General features: G+C 67.8%; 14 protein-coding genes and 1 pseudogene. 9 read left to right on the forward strand and 6 right to left on the reverse strand.

The genetic code is table 11. From position 1 onward, the window contains the following. Positions 1–155 precede the first annotated feature (155 nt). The 8 genes from WME73_RS18385 (at position 156) to WME73_RS18420 (ending at position 10,555) form a co-directional block, all read left to right on the forward strand. Entirely contained in the window at positions 156–536 is a 381-nt protein-coding gene (locus WME73_RS18385; protein ID WP_437916523.1) for a hypothetical protein, read from the forward strand. Beyond that, the gene (locus WME73_RS18390) at positions 530–655 is read left to right on the forward strand and encodes a hypothetical protein (protein ID WP_437916524.1); all 126 of its coding nucleotides are present in this window, start codon (positions 530–532) and stop codon (positions 653–655) included. The genes WME73_RS18385 and WME73_RS18390 overlap by 7 nt, the downstream gene beginning before the upstream one ends. A 381-nt stretch (positions 656–1,036) precedes the next feature. Beyond that, positions 1,037–3,136 (forward strand): DUF2169 domain-containing protein, encoded by a 2,100-nt coding sequence (locus tag WME73_RS18395; RefSeq protein ID WP_437746737.1) that lies wholly within the window; start codon positions 1,037–1,039, stop codon positions 3,134–3,136. 153 nt (positions 3,137–3,289) lie between these two features. Further along, positions 3,290–5,689: a type VI secretion system Vgr family protein gene (locus WME73_RS18400; RefSeq protein ID WP_437746738.1), complete on the forward strand. Its 2,400-nt coding sequence runs from the start codon at positions 3,290–3,292 to the stop codon at positions 5,687–5,689. Positions 5,690–5,732: 43 nt separating this feature from the next. Continuing rightward, the gene (locus WME73_RS18405; protein WP_437916525.1) at positions 5,733–8,396 is read left to right on the forward strand and encodes a DUF2169 family type VI secretion system accessory protein; all 2,664 of its coding nucleotides are present in this window, start codon (positions 5,733–5,735) and stop codon (positions 8,394–8,396) included. Beyond that, positions 8,383–9,492, forward strand: coding sequence for a pentapeptide repeat-containing protein (locus WME73_RS18410; RefSeq protein WP_437916526.1), 1,110 nt, complete (start codon positions 8,383–8,385; stop codon positions 9,490–9,492). The genes WME73_RS18405 and WME73_RS18410 overlap by 14 nt, the downstream gene beginning before the upstream one ends. 10 nt (positions 9,493–9,502) lie before the next feature. After that, complete coding sequence (locus WME73_RS18415) at positions 9,503–10,156, forward strand: DUF3540 domain-containing protein (RefSeq protein ID WP_437746741.1); 654 nt, start codon at positions 9,503–9,505, stop codon at positions 10,154–10,156. Positions 10,157–10,165: 9 nt separating this feature from the next. Further along, complete coding sequence (locus WME73_RS18420; RefSeq protein ID WP_272095087.1) at positions 10,166–10,555, forward strand: DUF4150 domain-containing protein; 390 nt, start codon at positions 10,166–10,168, stop codon at positions 10,553–10,555. A 471-nt stretch (positions 10,556–11,026) separates the two neighbouring features. On the opposite strand, the gene WME73_RS18425 is transcribed toward WME73_RS18420, so the two are convergent. From WME73_RS18425 to WME73_RS18435, 3 genes are all read right to left on the reverse strand, one after another. Continuing rightward, positions 11,027–11,362 carry a hypothetical protein gene (locus WME73_RS18425; protein WP_437916527.1) on the reverse strand — a complete coding sequence of 112 codons (336 nt, stop codon included), beginning with the start codon at positions 11,360–11,362 and terminating at the stop codon, positions 11,027–11,029. Positions 11,363–12,173: 811 nt separating this feature from the next. After that, positions 12,174–13,442, reverse strand: coding sequence for an IS91 family transposase (locus tag WME73_RS18430; RefSeq protein ID WP_437912459.1), 1,269 nt, complete (start codon positions 13,440–13,442; stop codon positions 12,174–12,176). A gap of 6 nt (positions 13,443–13,448) precedes the next feature. Continuing rightward, positions 13,449–14,312, reverse strand: a complete 864-nt coding sequence (locus tag WME73_RS18435) for a tyrosine-type recombinase/integrase (protein WP_437893382.1) — start codon at positions 14,310–14,312, stop codon at positions 13,449–13,451. A gap of 479 nt (positions 14,313–14,791) precedes the next feature. Between WME73_RS18435 and WME73_RS18440 the strand changes: the two genes are divergently transcribed. Further along, positions 14,792–14,941 carry a hypothetical protein gene (locus WME73_RS18440; protein WP_437916528.1) on the forward strand — a complete coding sequence of 50 codons (150 nt, stop codon included), beginning with the start codon at positions 14,792–14,794 and terminating at the stop codon, positions 14,939–14,941. A gap of 103 nt (positions 14,942–15,044) precedes the next feature. Here WME73_RS18440 and tnpA read toward each other — a convergent pair. From tnpA to WME73_RS18455, 3 genes and pseudogenes are all read right to left on the reverse strand, one after another. Beyond that, positions 15,045–15,254, reverse strand: a pseudogene (gene tnpA / locus WME73_RS18445) (IS66 family insertion sequence element accessory protein TnpA); the annotation flags it as partial. A gap of 286 nt (positions 15,255–15,540) precedes the next feature. Next, complete coding sequence (locus tag WME73_RS18450) at positions 15,541–19,326, reverse strand: SIR2 family protein (RefSeq protein ID WP_437916529.1); 3,786 nt, start codon at positions 19,324–19,326, stop codon at positions 15,541–15,543. A gap of 917 nt (positions 19,327–20,243) precedes the next feature. Further along, complete coding sequence (locus WME73_RS18455) at positions 20,244–21,512, reverse strand: IS91 family transposase (RefSeq protein ID WP_437912459.1); 1,269 nt, start codon at positions 21,510–21,512, stop codon at positions 20,244–20,246. Positions 21,513–21,514: the final 2 nt, after the last annotated feature.

Raw genomic sequence — 21,514 nt, forward strand, 5'->3', positions numbered from 1 at the left:
CGCGGCGACCGGCAGTGCCTGCCGCACCCTTCAGAAAAGAGACGGCCCCACCCGATTGCGTGAAGGATGGCTCGCCACCGCAGCATCCATCAGGCGCGAGAGAGACCGGGATGCGAACGGTCTCTTTCTGTAAAAAATCTCAGGAGAGTAAAGAGATGAGCTTGTTCAGCAAGAGTTTCCTCCCGTTGACGTTCCTCGGCGCCGCAGCCGTGCTCGGTGGCTGCGTTGGCGACGCTTCCCTCGAAGGCGATGACGAGCTGGGGACCCAGGCGGGCGCGGCTGATCCCGAGTCAGCGGACGCGATCGACCCCGACGCGGCGGAGGCGGTTGGAAGCGCGCAGCAAGCGGTGACCCAAAGCGAATGGATCTGCTGGCAATGGTGGGGCAAATGGGTCGACGTCGGCCATGTCAAGATCTGGTGGGGCCATACCCCCGATGATGCCCTATGGGCCTGCCAGAACTGGGTCGCGCGCTGCTACAACCACGGCGACGGCTGCTATGTTCGTGATAAGACTCCGATCGCCTGGTCATGGTGAGGAGCGTGGGGATCCTCCTCATCGATCCCCGCCAGGCGCATGAGGCTGCGGGGGAAGGCGTCGCCGCGCTGGAGGCGATGCCGCCGGTCGCCTGCGTGGACAGGGCGCCGCGCGTCTGACGGCTCGCGCGGCCGAGGATCGAGGCACGCCTTCCCCTGACGAGAATGATGCACGGCCTGCCGGGCTGACCGCGTGCCCCGGGTCACCTGCTGGAACACCCAGCCCGCGTGACAAGCCGTCGACATGCCAGGCTTTCTGCGGATGCCCTCGACGATCCTGCCAGGCTTCGCCCGCGCCAGCCGTCGGCATGGAAGGCCGCCTCCGCGGAGCGCATGGCACGACCCGCCGACGATGAGATGCGCCGTGCGCGGGCGCTGAAGTCACACATAGATTGCGAGATTGCCGCACGCTCTTCACACAAGCGAGGGTACTCAACGTGGGAGGCGATTCATGGTGCCGAGGCGAGCCATGGCCGGGAGCGGCCGTCCGAGAGCACGATCATGAGCGCGCTCCTGCGCGGCGCCGTGACGCCGCTGAAAGGCGCCGCGGCCGCCGCGATCGCCTGGCGCACGCAGGGCCGGCACTACATCACCGTCGTCGCCAAGGCGAGCTTCGCCTTTGCGATCGATGCGGTGATGTGGCGGACCGATCCGCAGGAGATCCTCGGCGCCGAGGTCCACCATGGCAAAAACCCGGCGCGGAGCATCCGCTGGAGCGGGGACCTCGCGCCCTACCTCGGTCGCGCCGATGTGGTCTTCACCGGAGACGCGCACGCGCCGCGCGGCACCGAGGTCCAGTCCTTGCCGGTGCGGCTCGCGATCTACAGCGCCGGCGGCTGGGTGCTCGACAAGCGCCTCCTCGTCCGTGACAAGGGCCCTTTCCGGCAGATACCCCTCGTGTACGAGAGGGCGGTTGGCGGCGCGAACGGGTGGGAAAATCCGTTCGATGGGGAGCCGATGGATGGCCCGGCCAACATCCTCGACCCCCAGGATCCCGCACGCCTCGCTGGCTTCGCGCCGCTCGCGCGCGCCGCGCCGGTGCGCCGTCGGCTGCTCGGCAGCACGCCTCGCAAGGCGCTCGAGGGGCCGAACGCCGACATCCCCGCGGGCTTCGACTGGTCGTACTTCCAGGCGGCGCCCGCCGACCAGCGGATCGCATTCCTGCAAGGCGATGAGTGGATCGTGCTCGAGCACGTGAATCCGGCGGCTCCACGGCTTCAGATGCGCTTGCCCGGGGCGCGCGGGGTGGCGCGGATCCGGGGGCTCGCCGCCTCCGCCGCGGCAGACGGCGAGCTGCTCGAGCTCAACGCCGACACGCTTCGCATCGACGGCGTCGAGCAGCGGTGCACGGTCGTGTGGCGCCGGGTCTTCCCCGTGTCCGGCGAGGACGCCCTCGCGGCCGTGCGGATCGTGGCCGGCGTCGAGATCGAAGGCGAGGAGATCGCATGGCCCGACGTGCGCCTCGAGGAGCAGGAGCGCGCCCAGCCGGCGCATCCGCCTTCCCTCCGCCTGGGCTCCCAGGAGACCGCCCGGATTACGGACGCGCCCGACGGGGCGGGCGAGGCGCGGCTCGCCCCGGAGCTCCCGATCAGCCTCTCCGCAGAGGACGTCGAGATCGTCGATCCTCCGTTGTCCGCCGCGTCCCTCTTTCAAACGCTCGCGCTCCCCGTGGAGCCGGACGAGCCGTCGATGCGCGCCCCGGCGCTCCCCTTCGGGCCCGCAGCCCCTGCGCCGGCGTCGCAGGGCGAGCTTGGGCCGGTCGCAGATCAAATCCCTGCCATCTTCACCAGCACGACGCTTCTGTCGAGCGAGGATGAGGCGCGGGCCACCGGTCAGCCCGCGACGCCGTTTCCTGCCGCGCCGCCGCTTCCGCCGCGCGTCGCGCCCGAGCTGCCGATCCCTGGCGCGCCCTGGTCCGGCGAGCGCGCTGCGCGGGCGCCTTCCGCGTCCGTGGGGCCCGCGACCTCCGCGCTGACGGCGGCGGCGCCCGCGTGCTTCGAGGCTCCCCTTGACACCACCGCGGTCCCGGGGCTCGTCTCGGAAGCGTCCGAGCAGCCGGCCGCGTCTCGCTTTTTTCGCGAGCTCCGACGCGAGGGCGACGAGGTCCCGGGGCCGCTCCCGCCGCTCGGCGAGGGCGACGAGGTCAGCGTCGAGCGGTGCGCGATCATCGCGGCGGAGCTCGCGGAGCGGCCGGTCCCCCGGGCCGACGTGCTCCGCGCGCACGGCCTCTCCGATGAGCGCTGGGAGCAGGCCGAGGCGCGATGGCAAGAGGCGATGGCGGAGGAGGCCCGACGCCGCGAGCGACCGCTCCGCGATCGGTTCGATGCAGCCTATCTCGCCGCCTGGGAGGCCATCCGCGGCGTTGTGCATCCGACCGATTATGCGCGACTGCTCGTCGCGACCGAGCGCGACGGTGCGGCGGCGGCGCTCGATCCGCTCGCCATTCGACGCACGGTGTGGGCGCAGATGAAGCGGCTCTGGGCCAGGCGGCTCGCCGGCGATCCGCGCCTGAGAGCGCACGTCGAGGCCGAGATCGCGACGCTGCGCGGAGCGCCGCGGCAGCCCGCGGACAGCAACGCCCCCGCGGCGCAGGCCGGTTGATCCGTGCGATGCGATGTCAGGTGTGCGGATCACACGATGGCGACGCGCCGTCGTGACATGCAATCATCGCTTTGCTTTCCAGGAATCGCCTCTATAGTCGACGTTCTTCCGGCGCCAGGAGCCAACGCGTACCGATAACGGGGAAATCCAACCATGCAAGATGCGTTCACCGTCAGCGCCAGCGCGCTCCCTGCCGCCACGCGGGTCATTGGCTTTCGAGGGACAGAGGGGCTGTCGAAGCCGTACGTCTTCGAGATTTATCTCGTGATGACGAACTACGTGGGCCAGGATCTCGACCTCGCCGACGCTGTGGGCACGAAGGCGACACTCCGCCTCTCCCCGTCGGACGGCGGGGCTCCCTTCCTCGTGAACGGCATCTTCGCGACGGTGGAGCTCATCCACGCGTTTGGCGAGCGCTCCGTCTTCCGCGCCGTGCTCGTGCCGCAGCTCTGGAAGCTCACCATCTCCCTGCATAGCCGGATCTTCACCGACCAGACGGTGCCCGAGATCATCAAGACGGTGCTCTCGGGCGCTGGGGTCTCGGAGTACGAGCTCAGGCTGATCGGCAGCTACAAGCCGCAGGAGCACGTGTGCCAGTACGGCGAGAGCGACTTCGACTTCATCTCGCGGTGGATGGAGCGCGAGGGGCTCTATTATTACTTCGAGCAAGGAGACGACGGGGAGACGCTCATCATCACCGACGACAAGGGCGTCCACGTCCCGCTCGGCCAGAAGGCGGTCCGGTATGTCCCGCAGTTCAGCGAGCACAGGGCCAAGGGAGAGGTGCTCTGGACCTTCACGTGCCGGCACACGTCGATGCCGTCCAGGGTCCGCATGAGCGACTATGATTACAACAATCCCGCGATCGAGATCTCCGGCAGGGCGCCCGTCGCGGCGAAGGGGCTCGGCGAGATCAGCGTCCACGGCGCGCGTTTCTTCACGCCGGCCGAGGGCAGCCGCCTCGCGGCCGTGAAGGCGCAGGAGCTGCTCGCGGGCCAGGTCGTCTACCACGGCGCCGGGGCGGCGTTCCACATGCGCCCCGGGTACACGTTCGAGCTCGAAGAGCATCCGAGGCCGGCGTTGAATACGGTTTATCTGGCCACCGAGGTCGAGCACTGGGGCAACCAGACGGGCTGGGCGCCGGAGCTGATGCAGATCATCGGGCTCACCTGGGACGATGTGTATCGGATGGAGGTCAAGGCCGTCTCCTCGACCGTCCAGTACCGGGCGCCGCAGCGGACGCCGTGGCCTCGTATCTACGGGACCGAGCACGCCGTCGTCGACGGCCCGGCGGACAGCGAGTACGCCCAGATCGACCAGCACGGTCGCTACGCGGTCAAGCTGAGCTTCGATGAGAGCGACCTCCGGGGCGGCAAGGCCTCGACCTGGGTGCGCATGCTCCAGCCGCACGGCGGCGGCACCGAGGGGTTCCATTTCCCCCTGCGCAAGGGCACCGAGGTGATGTGCACCTTCCTCGGCGGGGATCCGGACCGCCCCGTCATCGCCGGCGTCGCCCCCAACGCGCTCACGCCGAGCCCCGTCACCTCGGCCAACAGGACGAGGAACGTCATCCAGACCGGGGGCAGGAACCGCATCGAGCTCGAGGACCAGGCGGGCTCGCAGCGCATCACCGTCAGCACACCGACCGAGAACACGATCCTGCGCATGGGCGCGCCCAACGATCACCACAATTTCATCTCCAGGACGGACGGCACCGCCCTGATCAAGACGGGCAAGTCGCTCGAGATCCAGACGGGCACCTGGAGGAAAGATAACGTCGACGATCAAATGGAGATCGAGGTCGGCGGTTACCTGAAAGAGACCGTCACCGGCTCCGTCACGGAGATTTATAAGGACACGAAGAACGAGACCGTCACGAAGGCCGTCACGGAGATTTATAAGGACACGAAGAACGAGACGGTCACCAAGCCCGTCACGGAAACATACCTGGACACCCAGACCACCACGGTCACCAACCTGCGCAAATCCGAGCACGGCGCCGAGGAGACGACCGTCCACGGGAAGGTCACGGAGCGGTACGAGGGCCATCACGAGACGAAGGTGACGACGGGCGGCCGGTACGAGGAGACCACCGGCCTTCAGCACGAGAAGTTCAACGATGGCTGGAAGGTCGAGATCCCGGGCGGCAACGTCGAGCACATCGCGGGGGGGAACTACGTTATCCAGGCAGAGCACTTCAGAGCGAAGGCCAAATCCGACTACCGCGAGATTCAGGGCGTCAGAATTCAAAACACCTTCGGCGGCCTGATCAACCTCACCTACGGCTTCGGCACTCTGAACGTCGTCGCCCCTCAAAGGACGGAGTTGGTCGTGGGATTGAAGCTGGATGTCATCGCCGGGATGAAGGCGGAGATCATCTGGGGCTGGAACTACAAGAATTCAAAAGGCAAGACTGACGTTACTTTGCTCGACATGAAGAACTCGGCCGTCAAGATCGGCACCTCAGGGGTAACGCTCAGCAGGACTGCCGCCGCCAAGGTGACCTCGACGGGGGCTCACGTCTGGCAATCCTTTCTTCACATGTTCCACTAGCGCGGCGCCGAGCAGAAGACCCCGGGAGCCTGCAGCGAACCTCATGAAGACCATCAAGCCGAACCGGCTGGGGCTGCTCACCAAGGTGTTCGAGAACGACGGCGAGCCGTACCTCGTCGTCACGCTCCTCGTCTTCTTCCCGTTCGAGGCGCCGAGGCACCTGCTCTACGAGCAGAGCCTCTGGAGGTTCGCCGGCACGGAGCTCGGGAGCGACGCCATCCTCGACGAGTGCATGCCGAAGCTCCGGGGAGAGCTGCTCGTGAACGGCCGCTGCTTCACCGCGGGCGCGGTGCCGCGCACCGCGTGCTCGGTGCGGGTCCAGCTCGGGGCGATCGACAAGACTCTTTATGTCGTCGGAGACCGCCGCTTCGAGCTCCTGGGGATGACCGATCCGGAGCCGTTCGCCGAGATGCCGATCACATGGCAGAACGCCTTCGGCGGCGAGGGCTACGCGCCGAACCCGATCGGCAAAGGCTTCGCGCCGGTGCGCGGCGAGAGCGGCTCTGTCCATCCGTTGCCCAACATCGAGGATCCGCGCCGCCTCGTCCGGTCGCCCGGCGACCGGCCTCCGCCCGCCGGGTTCGGAGGTTACGATCCGACCTGGCCACAGCGCTTCTCCAAGGTCGGGACGTATGATGAAGCGTGGCTCAAGGAGCGCTTCCCCGAGCTCGCCAAGGACCTCGACTGGAGCTTCTTCAACACCGCGCCGCCGGACCAGCAGATCGAGGGGTATTTCCGGGGCGACGAGGCGTTCGTCATCGAGAACATGCACCCCGGGAAGCCCCGGATCGAAGGGGCGCTGCCGGGGGTGGCGACGCGGTGCTTCATCAACCAGAAGACCGGCGAGGGGGAGTCCTTCCGGGAGATCGCGACCCGCCTCGACACCGTCCGGCTCTTCCCCCACCACGAGCGCGGGATCCTCGTCTATCGCGGGGTGCTCAAGATCCGTGAAGACGATGCGGCCGACGTGCTCCACATCGTCGCGGGCTGCGAGGCGATGGGCGAGCCCAGGCCGGTCGAGCATTACCGAACCGTCATGACCCAGCGGCTGGACAAGGAGAAAGGGCACCTCTTCCTCCTGCGTGACGCGGATCTGATGCCGCCTCCGCAGCCGGGCGCGGGGCCGCTGCCGGACGATCCTCAAGCGGAGATGACCAGGCTGCTCCGATCGGAGGGGCTCTTGCAGAAGCGCGCCCGCGCGAAGGCGGAGCGGCAGCTCGAGGAGATCAAGGCGAAGATCCGGGCGCAGGGGCTCGATCCGGAGCCGTTCGTCGCCCCGCTGCCGCCGGACGAGGACGTGACCGAGCCCAGCCTGGACGAGCTGCCGGCGTACGTCGAGCGGGCGATGACCGAGGCCGAGAAGGTCAAGGCGGACGCGGAGGCGCGCCGCGCGGCCGAGGAGCAGAGGGCGCGCGCCGAGTGCGAGAAGCACGGATTCGATTACGACGCGATCATGGGCGAGCGGCAGAAGGAAGCCGGCGGCCCGCCCCGGTTCTCGGCCAAGAAGGAGCTCGAGCGGCTCGAGGACGTGGCCCAGATGGCGCGGAACGGCGGGGTCGAGTGGCCCGAGCTCGAGGCGCAGCTCGGTGATCCGGAGCTCGTGGCGCGCCTCTTCGCGGTCGAGGAGCAGATGCGCTCTGCCTACCGGAAGTTCGCACACCACTACCCGGCGGCCTCCCGGCTGGGCGGCGAGGAGGCCGCTCGCGTGCGGGAAGAGGTGACCGCCGGGCACCGGGCCGGGGAGAGCTTCGCGGGGCGCGATCTCACGGGCGCCGATCTCTCGCACCTCGACCTGTCGGGCATCGATCTCGAGGGCGCGCTGATCGAGGCCGCGGTCCTCACGGGCACCCGGCTGTGCGGCGCGAACCTCGCCGGCGCGGTCCTGGCAAAGGCCAATCTCCTCGGCGCAGATCTCACCGGGGCGAACCTTGCCGGCGCGAACTTCGGCGGAGCGAACCTTTGCGACGTGAAGATGGGCGGCGGGCTCGACCTCACCGGCGCCGTGCTGGCCAAGGCCAACCTGTCGGGCGCCGACCTGACCGGCGCGCGCCTGTCGGACGCCGACCTGTCCGAGGCGACCTTCGACGGGGCCGACTTCAGCCGCGTGACCGCGCGCAACCTCGTCCTTATCAACGCCGACCTCTCCGGTGCCCAGCTCTCCGGCGCAGACCTCGAGCAGTGCACCTTCATCGAGGCCAACGTGCAGGGCGTCGACTTTCGCGGCGCGAACCTCCGCGCGTCGGTGTTCATCACCGGCAAGGGCGACGGCGCCGTCTTCCGCGGCGCCAAGCTCGACAACATCCGCATCATCGCAAGCTCGTCGTTCGCCGGCGCCGACTTCCGCGGCGCTTCGCTCGAGCAGGCCAACCTTCGGGGCACCTGCCTCAGAGGGAGCGACTTCACCGAGGCCAACCTGCGGAGCTCCGATCTCAGCGAGTGCGACCTCACGGGCGCTCGCCTGGATCGCGCCGTCGCGGTGGGCGCCATGCTCACGCGGGCAGACCTCACAGGCGCCTCGCTGTCCGGCATCGATCTGATGGAGGCCGTGCTGCAGAAGGCGAAGGTCGACGACGCGAACTTCGAGAGGGCCAACCTGTTCCGCGTCGACGCCGCGAAGATGCGCGGAAACGCCGCGACGAGCCTGAAGGGGGCCAATGTAAAGTACGTGCGCTTCGTCGCGCCGCCGGAGAACCATGGACAGAAATGATCTGGTCGAGCTGGTCCAGGGCGGCGAGATCATCTCCGACGTCGACCTCTCGGGCGTCGACCTCTCGGGCGCCGACCTCTCCGGCGCGATATTCGACAAGGTGAGCTTCGCCGGCGCGGACCTCTCGGGCGCTCGGCTGAAGGAGTCGACCGCCACCGGCTGCAGCTTCAGCGGCGCGCGCCTGTCCGGCGCCAACCTGCACCTTGCGGCGATGGTGGACTGTGATCTCACGGGGGCGAAGCTGGACGGCGTCTCCCTGATCGCAGCGCAGCTCACCGGCGGCGATCTCTCCGGGATCGACCTGAGCGGAGCAGACCTGACCCTCGCGAGCGTGATCAACACGAGCCTCTCGGGCGCCCGGCTCGCGCGCACCAACCTGGACCGCGCCGCCATCCTGGACGTGCGGACCGAGCGGATCGACCTCTCGGGCGCCGTGCTGAAGCAGACGGCGCTCGTGCGCGCCGATCTCTCGACCGCGACCCTCGGCGGCGCCGTCTTCGAGCTCGTCGTGCTCGTGGAGGGGAAGCTCGCGGGCCAGGACCTGCGCGGGATGTCGTTCACGATGACGCAGTTCACGGGCGCCGATCTCAGCGGCTGCGACTTCTCCGGCGCGACGCTGACGCAGTGCGGTTTCAAGGACGCGAACCTCTCCGGTGCCAAGCTCGACGGCGCGCTCGCGGGCCGGGCGCTCTTCGTGAATGCCAACCTCACCCGCGCGAGCCTCGCCGGGGCCGTGCTCAAGGAGTCGGTCTTCGTGGGCGCTCGCCTCATCGAGGCCAACCTCGCCGGCGCCAACCTCGAGATGTGCATCCTGACGCGGGCCGCGTGCGCGGGCGCGCGCTGGAACGGCGCCAACCTGACGTACGCCGACCTCTCCCACGCCGACGTCTCGGCCGGCGACTTCTCGAGGGCGACCCTGTTTCGAGCGCGCCTCCATCGGATCAAGGACGAAGGGGCCGTGTGGTCCAACCGGGCAGCCGCCCTCGGCGACGACGCGGATCTCGCCGAGGCGGAGCAGTGGCAATCACGGGTTGTGAGCAGCAGCCGGGGGAGCTCGGAGCCTCTGGCCGCGGGTGTCGAGACGTCTACGCGTTGACGAGGGAATCATGCGCAGTCTGGCGAGAAAGCAAGAGACGAGGGCTCTGGTCACTCAGGAGTTCGGCACCGTGGTGCGCGCCGACGGCGCGGCGCTCGTCGTGGAGACCGACGCGGGCGAGCTCCGGGCGAAGCGCGCCAAGGGGTGCCTCCTCGAGCCCGAGGCAGGCGACCTCGTGCTCGTCGCCGTGGCGACCGACGGGCGTTGCTACGTGCTCTCCGTGCTGGAGCGGGAGGACGGCGCGCCCGGGAGCATCGTCGCGGACGGCGACCTGAACATCAAGCTGCCAGCCGGTCGCCTCAGCGTCGCCGCGCAGGACGGCATCGGCCTGGTCTCGGCCAAGGAGGTGGCGGTGGTCTCGGGGGGCCTCTCGGTGAACGCCGTCGACGGGAACATCGCGCTGCAGAGCCTCTCGTTCGTCGGGACGCTCCTTCGCGCGGAGATCGGCAAGGCCAAGGTCCTCGCCGGGAGCCTCGACTCCGTGCTGGAGCGGCTCTCGCAGCGGGTGAAGCGCTCCTACCGCACCGTCGAGGAGAGCGAGCAGCTCCGGGCCGAGCGGGTCGATTACGTCGCGAAGAAGACGATGAGCCTGCGCGGCGAGAACACGCTGGTGACCGCGCAGGAGCTCGTCAAGATCGACGGCGAGCAGATCCACCTGGGTTGAGGAGGCATCATGTTCGCGAACACGCAGATGGGCGGGATGAACCTGGGGTTTCCGGACGTGTGCCTCACCCCGCCGGTGCCTGCCCCGATCCCTTATCCGAACATGTCCTTTGGCCCGGTGAGCGCGCCGGCCGCGTACAACGTGCTGTTCATGTGCGCGCCCGCGCATAACCTGCTGACGACGCAGCTCATCTCCGTCGGCGATCAGCCCGGCGTCGCCCTGGGGGTCGCGTCCGGCTCGGTCATGGGGCCTTCCCGTCACATCACCGCCGCGTTCACATGCCTCGTCGGCGGCATGCCGGCCACCCGGCTGACCAGCATGAGCCTGCAGAACTCCACGAACTGCCCCGGAATGCGGATCGTGCCGAGTCAGGTCAAGGTGCTCATCCTGTCCCCCTGAGGGATCTCGGACGCCTGTCACGTAGACCTCCGGCGGGGGCTGGTCGACGAGCTCGTCGCTGTGCAGCACGTCGAGCACGGCTTGCCGCTCGGGGGCGCTGACCCGGCGTGGGCTCGGAGCGGGCCTGGGCAGCGCGGGCGGCTTCGCGGGCCGGGTCTGCCGGTAGAGGATTGCGCGGCTGATGCCGAGTGCCGTACACGCCTGCGCAGGGTCAACCGACAGCAGCCAGGCTCAAGCAGAGATCATGGGCGGCGGAAATCGTGGGTGAATGCGCTGAGGGGCGTTTGGTGCTAACGGCGAGATCGCGTCCGGAACCCGCGGATCGTGATGGCCGCCTCCACCGGTTGGTGCTGTCCGCCTCGGGCCGCGCAAACCTGGCGACCTCAGCGAGATTTCAGGCAAGGAACCGCTCGCTGCTCGAGCGGAGCCGAATGCGACAACTACATTGGCGGAATCTTCAGGCTACCAGCCTTATTCTGCCCAGCACTGCCCACCGCACGCCGAGCGCCAAGCGTTGCAGGCCCATGTGGCATCATGTTGCTGATAGCCCCACCAGATTGTGACATAGCCGGCGATTTTGATGCCCGACCCCGAATTCCAGTCATCGTCACGAACATAGCACGTCCAACTGGCTTTTGCCGCTTGCTGCGCGGTTCCAACCGCCTCCGCCGCGTCGGGGTCGATCGCGTCCGCCGACTCGGGATCAGCCGCCGGCACGTCGGACTGGGTCTCCTGCCCTTCATCGCCTTCGAGGGAAGCGTCGCCAACGCAGCCACCGAGCAAGGCTGCGGCACCGAGGAACGTCAACGGGAGGACCCTCTTGCTGAACAAACTCATCTTTTTACTCTCCTGAGAATTTTACCTGGAGCGGGCCGTTCGCATCCCGCTCTTGCCGAGCTGGATGCTCCGGTGGCGGGCCGTCCTTCACTCAATCGTGTGCGGCCGTCACTTTTGCGAAAGAAGCCTCCTGTCCCGCTGGCCGACGGCCTCCCGGTCGATCTTGGTGACCCGATCGGGGCGAGGTGCCGATGCCGACCCATCATACCGCGGGCCCGGACATCGGCTGGCGCGGCGGCGGAGGGGGCCCGTTGGGCCACGCCGGAGCTGCCCTCGGTGGCAAAACAGCCGAAGGATACCGAAATCGCTATGATTTCTGGCGGGACGATTTCGCGGGGGCGAACCGTCGCGATCCGTCGCATCCCCGGAGATTCTGGGAGGGCGTGACGACGGATCGCAGCCCCTCGGAAGGCGTGGGCCCAACCCGGGCCCAATGAATAGGCGTTTGCGGGACTGCGCCCGAGCAGCAGCGGCGGCGAGGTCCCGGCGCAGTCCCGTAAACGTCGGGTTGGACCGGGCCGGTTCGCGGCCGGGCGAGGCGGTCGCGAGGCCTATGGAGATCCTGCCCGAGAAGGCCGCAGAAGGCGGGCGCGGCGGGGCTCGCACGCGTGGTGCATCCCGCCGCCACGACGTTGGGCGCAGACGCGCCGAGGCAGAGCACGGCGCCGACGGAGGCCCAGCAGCACGCAGGCCGCCGACGTGGACGGCGCAGAAGGCGGATCGATGCCTGACCGCCGCGCAACGGAGGTGGTGCTGTCGCGTCTGCCCAGGCCAGCGATGCTCATGACGTGTCCGGAGGAGCAGCGGAGGAGGCGATGACGCACGACGGCAGCGGGCGGCGAGCCATCGCAGCCTGACCGCAGCGAGGACAGATGGACAGGTCGACCCCCGTGAGCGCGGCGAGCAGCGTACACCAGTCGACCTTGACGACGTGGCGCGGAGAGGGCTCGTGAGAGCTGCCTTCCCGGTGCTCATCTCCCCCGACAGCGCGCTGCCCTGCGTCTCGCGCCGCCATGATCCTCGTGCGTGCCACCTCGAGCGTGGTGGTGGCGTGACACGCAGCCATCAAGCCGAAGTGTCGGATCTTCACGAAGCGATGAGGCAGCACGTGCATCAGGAAGCGACGCAGAAACTCCTCTGCGGAGAGCGTCACGGTCTTGTCTCCGCGGGTCCGGAAGCACACGCCGCGCTCATCCATCCACCGCAGCCGGTGATTGGACAGCCCGACACGGTGGGTATAGCGACCGAGGTAAGCAAAGACCTGCTCGGGCCCAGCGAAGGGCGGCTTGGCGTACACCACCCAGGGCTTGCGGTAGAGCGTCTTGAGCAGCGCAGCGAAGGCAGCGGGGTTGGCCAGCGCGGCGGCCCCGCCGGTCAGGTCGAGCTCTCCGGCGTCATAGGCCTGCCGAAGCGCGGCGAGCAACTTGCCGCGGAAGAGCTTGCCGAGGACCTGCACAGGGAAGAGGTAGCCGCTCCGCCCCTCGATCCAGCGCGAGCCGTCGAGCGAGAGCCCACCGCCCGTGACGATGCAGTGCAGGTGCGGATGGAAGCTGAGATTGCGGCTCCAGGTGTGCAGCACGGCGGTGACACCGATGTCGGCGCCGAGCCGCCTGGGATCGCGGCCGAGGGTGAGCAGGGTCTGCGAGCCGCACTGGAAGAGCAGATCGAAGACCGTCTGCGGGTTGACGAGCGCCAGCGGGCGCAGCTCGGCCGGGAGCGTGAAGACGACGTGGAAGTAGTGCGTCGGCAGGATGCGCTGCTGCCGCTCGGCGATCCACCTGGCCTGGCTGAGGCTCTGGCACTTGGGACAGTGGCGGTTGCGGCAGGAGTTGTACGAGGGCTGCTCGTGGCCGCAGCCCGTGCACACGTCGACATGGCCGCCCAGCACCGCGGTCCTGCACGCGGCGATGTCGCGCAGGACCTTGCGCTGGGCGGTGGAGACGGCGTGGGCGCGCAGGTAGGCCTCGCCGTGGGCGCGGACGATATCCGCGACCTCGAGACGAGGCCTACCCGTCGCCGCGGGCCGCGGCGCCAGGCGATGCGGGTGCACGCGACCTCAGCCGAGCTTCTTCTTGGCCTCCTGGGTGCCGAGCACCTCGACCGGGCTGCGGGTGCGACCGACGTGAGCCTGGCTGACGCGGACGTAGCGGACGGTGGTGCGGATGGAGCGATGGCCGAGCAGGGCCTGGATGACGCGGATGTCGGTGCCGAGCTCGAGCAGGTGGGTGGCGAAGCTGTGCCGCAGCACGTGCGGGGTGACGCGCTTGTGCAGCTTGCAGCGCCTCGCCGCCTCGCGCAGCGCGTTGCGCACCGCCTCGTGCGAGATGACCGAGCCCTGCTTGCGACCCGGGAACAGCTCCGGTCCAGCGGGTCTCTCCGCCCGCCAGTAGATGCGCAGCGCGGTCAGCACGGGGGCGCTGAGCATCACGTACCGATCACGCCCGAGCTTGCCATTGCGGACGTGGATGAGGTTGCGCTTGCTGTCGACGTCCTCGACCCGCAGCGAGCAGACCTCATCGATCCGCAGACCGGCGCCGTACGCCGTCAGGACGATCGTGCGCTGCTTGACCGAGCCGATCGCGTTGAGCAGCGCCTCGACCTCGGTGCCGCTGAGGACCGGCGGCAGCTTCTGGGGTACCTTCGGCCAGGGGATCGCGACGGCGACCTCCGGACGCCCGAGCGTGGTGGCGTAGAGGAACTTGATCGCCGCCACGTACTGGTGCTGCGTCGCCTCCGCGATCTTTCGCTGCTCGGCGAGGTAGAGCAAAAACGCGCGCACCTCGTCGAGACCCATCTGCTGCGGCGGCTTGCGGTGGTAGGCTACGAAGGCCCGTGCGCAGCGGAGGTAATTGTCGCATGTCGACGGCTTGTATCGCCGCAGCTTCAGGTCTTCGGCCATTCGATCGCGGAGCTGTCCCATCGCTGCCCTCCTGGTGAACGCGGCGCCCGGGCAGGGGCGTCGCGAACGGCAGGGTGGGCAGGGAATGAGGCGGCGGGCGGCGAGTCCTGCGCGGCGCCGGGCGCTTTTTTTCGCAGTGAATACCGGCAAAAGTCGCGCTGCGGCAGCAATGACCGCCGTGACAACCGCAGCGAAGACAAGGATCCGAGCCGCGGCAGGAAACCTCGGCTCGGTATCCGCAATGCTTAACGGAGCAGGGCCCGCAGCAGCTTCTTGAGCCTCACGCCGAGCTCCTGCACCTCGTCCGCATCGCGCTAGCTCGCGGCCCCGAGCGCCGCCACCAGGTCCATGGCTCCCAAGGTCTCGTGGAGGCTACGCGGGGCGCGAGGGCGGTGTCGTCTCGCGATCGCGGTCGTCGTCGCGGTCGACCTCAGCAGGGACAGGAGCTGCCGCGAAGCGGCTTGGTCCAATGGTCAAGCCCAGGGCCTGGGGCGCTCGCCGTGACCGATCCGTCGCCCCGGGCGGCCGTGGTCGCCTCGCTCGCCAGCACCCTGAACTGCGCCGTCGCCCTCGGGGACGAGGTGGCGGCCCGGGTCGTTCACGAGGCGATCGGTCGGCTGCTCGGGCTGCCGGTGGCACCGGAGGAGTGAGCAAGCTTGGGCCGAACGTTGACCCCGCGAAGCCCGGCCGGACCGTTACCCCCCGTCCGTTGGACAACGCGATCTCGATCGGCTCTGGCGCGATGGCCGATGCGTCCGTCACCACGTGGACCGGCAGAAAGCGCGGTGCTTCGGTCAACGACGAGGGCGAGGGCTGCGCGGGCCGGTCAGCGCGCAGCTTCCAACGCCACCAGTACAGTTGCTTCGGCTTGTACCCTTCGCGCCGCGCGAACTTCTCGGCGCTCAGCAGCCCACTGAGCTCCCATCGCTCCACCCGCTTGGCCCACTCCGCCTTCGTCGCCATCGCTTCCTCCTTCGTCGCGATGTGCACTGGTAACCGGCCCCGACGGGGGGGCACGATGGCGTTGGTCGGGCGGTTACGGCGCGCAGCAGCGATCCAGAATCTCGAGGCGGCCCAGCGACTGATCCAGGAGGCGGTGTAAATATTTGAAATTAGGCAAATTTTTATATGTTTGCCATTCTAGGAACAGTGCGGAATGACGATGGACCGAGGGGAGAAGGACGACGCTGTTAGCAGCGTCGCGCTGAACGAGTTGCGGTATCGGATAGCGGTTTGAGGATTCGCCGCCTCATGTGACGGGTTTTGCGAGCTTCTCGCGCACGATCTCGCAAGCTCGCCGCACCTCCGGGTATACGTCGGCCGAGGCAAGCTCCAGGCACTTCCGCAGCGGTTCGGACGTCGTGCCGTCCCTGATCGCGAGCAGCGCCCCAATCTTGGCGACCGCAGCACGGTAGTCGCCCTCGTAATCTATGCTCGGCACGAAGCCGGCGCTCGCGTCGGCGGGGTTCGTACGAAACACCGAACGGCAGAGAAGCTCCAACCGATGACGACGAAGAGGATTGAGCGCATTCGGGTAGTAAAATGCCACATCGAACAGAACGGACAGGGCGGACAGCTTCGATCGATTGGGGCCGGCCGTCGCCAGCGACACGAGGTGATCCAAAATATCTTCGGGCGGCTCCGGGATGCGATGCGCCGCGCTGTACATGAGCCACTCGAACACCAGCGGCGCGGTCATTTGCACCGTGACCTCATCCAGAGACATGAGCCCGATCCGGATCCCGTCGGCGACGGGCCGGGCCGGGTCGACGATGAGCCACGTCGGGTGCTCGCGCAGGGATAGGATCTTCATGTCGGCGAGCGCGCGATCCATCGAATCGAGGTGAGCCATACTCAAGGACAGCTCCGCGCGCGGCACGATGACGCTCGCCACGAATTGACCAGCAGCGGCAACCACGCTCAGTTCGCGATCGATGAAATATTCCTTGCGCGAAGCCAGCTTGTTCCTGGCATCGTCGAGCCATCGCAAGACGTGCTCGAGCAAGGCGAGTGCCTCGGAAGGCGACCAGTCGACAAGCCGTTGCCGGTTCTCCTCCGTCGTCGTTGGAAACGACGTTCCGTTCACCAGGGACCAGATGTGGCGTTGATCCCAGTGAGCTTGCGATTCCTCGACGACGCGGTCGGCGACGGTCTCGCTGACGAACAGGGGAGGCAATGGAGTGCGCAGTGCCCACGCAGTGAATTTCTCTCGCGCCTTCTCCGTCGGGTGGTACAGCCCGAAGTTCAGCAGAAAGCCCTGAACATCCGGGATGCCCTCCTGATCATGAGGGTTGTTCCAGACTGCGTCGGCATAGGCTTGGAGCGCCGTCTCATCGAGTCCACCCGCTGCACGCAAGGCTTCGAGCCTGCACACTGCGATGGCTCGGGGCAAGTCGTTCGCGCTGCCAGCGATGACGATGAGGGCGTGAACTCGCGACGCCAGCGTAGCCCGGTGTCCCACAAGCCGATCGCCGAGTGGAATGTCCAGATAATCCAAGCACGGCTCATGCCACATCTGATCCCAAACCTCTTGGGTGCCTCCGGTTCCGGGGATGGTCATCGCGACGACGGCAGGCAGCGTCTCGGCGAGCTCGTCGAGCGACATCGATAGGAAGAGCCGCTCGAACAGCTTGCCGAGGGGCGCGTGCATCGGCCAGTGTGAACGGATAACGTCGGCCTCGTGGAGCGACTCGGCCAGCGCGAGGCAGCGACGCCGCCGCGCTACATCGCTCCGGAGCGTGAGCCGCGAAAGGAGGTCAATCGCGCCGTCGGTGGCTCTCTTCAGGAACGAATCCATGAAGTCGAACTCGACCTCTCGTCCGTCGAGCAAGGATCGAAGAAAGCGCTCGCACCGATCCGAGAGGGCCTCGACGCTCTCCTGTCGGAGTTCGAGGACGACGTGCCGCGGAAACGCCTCGTCGAGTTTGCGCCCTGCGCGGATCAGCGACGCGAACGCCAAACCGGGCCGCTCCTTGGCGATGGCGCGCGCGGCCAGGCTCACGTGCTCGGCGTGGTTGTGCGGAAGCTGCGCGGCCGTCTCCAGCGCTCGGAGGTATTTGAACGGACGCAGGTGATCGTTGCCGAACGTGTGCGTCGCGCGCTCCGTATACTGGTTCGGGTCGAACTCCTTCGCGATGTAGCGCGGCGGCGGCGCGACCTTGGCGAGCTCCGCGCCGAGGATCTCGAGCTCCACGTGAGGATCGGCGCCCGATCGGCGAAGCTCGTCACGTCGCTGGTATCCGGTCCCTACAGACGAGAATCCGAACTCCAGCGACACGGACGAATTAATCACGAGATCGAGGGCGGACGCCTCCTCGCCGAGAGACCGCATCGACACAGCCTCTCGAGGCGCGTTTCTCCTGATCTCGTCGACGGCCCGGATCGAGAGCTCCGCCGCCTCGCGAAACTGCCCGATCTCGAACAGGAGCGAGGCGCGGACGACGTCGACGAATGGAGACCCCGACTGGCTCGGGACGTGGCCCAGCGCGCTCTCCATCTCGTCAAGTTCGAGCCGCATGAAATGGAACTTTGCTTGTTCGAGCCACCACTCCGTCGCGAGGACGGTGTTGTTCCGTGCCATCTTCGCGAGGATTTCCATCCGACGCCGGAAGGCGTCGTGGTCGTCCTCTTCGCGGGCTTCGCGAATCAGCCATCGTAGCAACGTGACGATCTCGGGCCTAGGCGCGACGGTCGCGGACGCGTTGACGAGCTGGTCCGCCCGAGTGACGACCTCTTCCGGAAACGGCCACTGGAGTACGTCGAGGCCCCATGAGACCGCATGGACCAGCTCGAGATCCGCGCTCGCGGTGACCTTGAGCGCTTCGAACCACTTGAGCACCTCGTAGCTGAAGATGTCGATCTCTGTCGTAATGAGCCAGCCCGGATATGTCCTCTGAAGCAGCGACGCTCTGCCGAGGATTCGCTGGACGTCATTCTTGTCATGTCCAGACGACCCCGGTAGCTCCTCGCCCGGCAACAGCGCGGGTAGACCGGGGCTCGGGCTCCACGCGCTCGGAGCCTGAGCCGCGGGCGTCGCCGGCTGTGCATCGGGGCGCATGCCGCGAGTCCGTCTGAGCGGGCGGGCGTTTGAGGGCACGCGCAGCATCTCCGCCATCGGGAGCGCGGGAAGGCGTCTCTGGAATCGAGGCCAGAGCATCGAATTGACAGGGGCGCCCTCCGCCAGTGATAGAATCAGCCACTCCATTGCGGCGGCGTGCCGCGCGTCGCCGTGGCCCCACTCCGAGATGGGGAACAAAGGCGCCAGATTGATCGGCTTGATGTTACGCGCTTCGTAATAGCTCCTACGAGCAATGTCCAGATCCAGGATCCCACAGAGATACAATGGAGGTGCGGCGCTGCCCAAATTGTCTCTCACCCATCCGGCCCAGGCTTCGAAGTTCGGGTCATCCCCCGAGAAGCCGATCATGCATACCGCCGTTTCCATGATGGCTTGCTGGACGGTGTTCACGAAGGCCGGGAAGCGGCTTGGATACGTGCGAAAATCCTCCTTCGTAATCATGAGCGGCCGGTGCGAAGGGAAGCTGCCATGGAGCTTGACAATCCTGGGCTGCTTGGAACTCGCCAGATCCGACTCATTGACGAGGACCTCGTAACGACGCTCGATCACCTTCCGGCTGGCGCGCTCGAGCAGCGTATCGTAGTTGGTCGTGAACACGTCCGCCCACGGCAGAGCCATGAGCAACATGTGGAGTCGGCTCGGGGTGAATTCGTTGTCGCGGATCTGCCGCCTAAGAAAATCGTCGAGCGCGGTGCGCCCGTGCACGCGCTCAAAATATTCGGCGACGAGTAGCGCGTCGACCCCTCGACGCAACCCGTCGGAGCCCCACGTCTCCTTCGCCATATTCGCGCAAAGATCGCCCCACAGCGGCATGCGCGGCTGATCCGCGCGAAGCGGCGTGGCGTTGCGGCTCATCCCTGCTCCCACCATCACGGAGGCGCCGCCGCGAGAGGCATCCGACCAGAGCAGCGCTCGAAGCTGACGAAGGTGCGCGACGTCAGGAAAATCCTGGGCCATGGTTCGCGCAAAGTAACGTGATGCCGAGCGAGCGGTCAAGGGAGTGCATCATGAGGCGTGGTCGTCACGGCGCCCAGCATTCCCGCGGTCGGTGCGCGTCGCCGTGCCGGGTCTGCCCTCAGTGGTTCCAGCCTGATCCTCGAGTTGGCGATCGGCAGCACGTGTGTTCATCGCCGTCGTGCCAGGTGGCGAGGCGGAAGAAGACGCACGAGTTGTGGCCGGAGCGCAACCCGGACTACTTCGTAGCGCGGCGGCTGAAGCACCGGATGGCGATGGCGTGGCCGCCGCCTACGCCGCTGCGGGTGCCGCCGCCGCTCGACCGACTTCGCTGGGACATCGCGCAAGACGAGTTCGGGTTCCAAGACGCAGATTTCCTTGGGGTATTTGGCCGAGTTCTGGTGGGCGCCGCGCAAGACCAGAGGCATGCACAAGTCATGGATACTGCAGGAAAAACGGGCGGGACGATTCCGCGGGGGCGAACCGTCGCGATCCGTCACTTCCCGGGGATCTGGGGGGAGCGTGACGACGGATCGCACCCCCTCGGGAGGCATGGGCCCAACCCGGGCCCAATGAATAGGCGTTTGCGGGACTGCGCCCGAGCAGCAGCGGCGGCGAGGTCCCGGCGCAGTCCCGTAAACGTCGGGTTGGACCGGGCCGGTTCGCGGCCGGGCGAGGCGGTCGCGAGGCCTATGGAGATCCTGCCCGAGAAGGCCGCAGAAGGCGGGCGCGGCGGGGCTCGCACGCGTGGTGCATCCCGCCGCCACGACGTTGGGCGCAGACGCGCCGAGGCAGAGCACGGCGCCGACGGAGGCCCAGCAGCACGCAGGCCGCCGACGTGGACGGCGCAGAAGGCGGATCGATGCCTGACCGCCGCGCAACGGAGGTGGTGCTGTCGCGTCTGCCCAGGCCAGCGATGCTCATGACGTGTCCGGAGGAGCAGCGGAGGAGGCGATGACGCACGACGGCAGCGGGCGGCGAGCCATCGCAGCCTGACCGCAGCGAGGACAGATGGACAGGTCGACCCCCGTGAGCGCGGCGAGCAGCGTACACCAGTCGACCTTGACGACGTGGCGCGGAGAGGGCTCGTGAGAGCTGCCTTCCCGGTGCTCATCTCCCCCGACAGCGCGCTGCCCTGCGTCTCGCGCCGCCATGATCCTCGTGCGTGCCACCTCGAGCGTGGTGGTGGCGTGACACGCAGCCATCAAGCCGAAGTGTCGGATCTTCACGAAGCGATGAGGCAGCACGTGCATCAGGAAGCGACGCAGAAACTCCTCTGCGGAGAGCGTCACGGTCTTGTCTCCGCGGGTCCGGAAGCACACGCCGCGCTCATCCATCCACCGCAGCCGGTGATTGGACAGCCCGACACGGTGGGTATAGCGACCGAGGTAAGCAAAGACCTGCTCGGGCCCAGCGAAGGGCGGCTTGGCGTACACCACCCAGGGCTTGCGGTAGAGCGTCTTGAGCAGCGCAGCGAAGGCAGCGGGGTTGGCCAGCGCGGCGGCCCCGCCGGTCAGGTCGAGCTCTCCGGCGTCATAGGCCTGCCGAAGCGCGGCGAGCAACTTGCCGCGGAAGAGCTTGCCGAGGACCTGCACAGGGAAGAGGTAGCCGCTCCGCCCCTCGATCCAGCGCGAGCCGTCGAGCGAGAGCCCACCGCCCGTGACGATGCAGTGCAGGTGCGGATGGAAGCTGAGATTGCGGCTCCAGGTGTGCAGCACGGCGGTGACACCGATGTCGGCGCCGAGCCGCCTGGGATCGCGGCCGAGGGTGAGCAGGGTCTGCGAGCCGCACTGGAAGAGCAGATCGAAGACCGTCTGCGGGTTGACGAGCGCCAGCGGGCGCAGCTCGGCCGGGAGCGTGAAGACGACGTGGAAGTAGTGCGTCGGCAGGATGCGCTGCTGCCGCTCGGCGATCCACCTGGCCTGGCTGAGGCTCTGGCACTTGGGACAGTGGCGGTTGCGGCAGGAGTTGTACGAGGGCTGCTCGTGGCCGCAGCCCGTGCACACGTCGACATGGCCGCCCAGCACCGCGGTCCTGCACGCGGCGATGTCGCGCAGGACCTTGCGCTGGGCGGTGGAGACGGCGTGGGCGCGCAGGTAGGCCTCGCCGTGGGCGCGGACGATATCCGCGACCTCGAGACGAGGCCTACCCGTCGCCGCGGGCCGCGGCGCCAGGCGATGCGGGTGCACGC

It is taken from the genome of Sorangium sp. So ce302 (genome assembly GCF_051530145.1).
Taxonomy (GTDB): domain Bacteria; phylum Myxococcota_A; class Polyangia; order Polyangiales; family Polyangiaceae; genus Sorangium; species Sorangium cellulosum_B.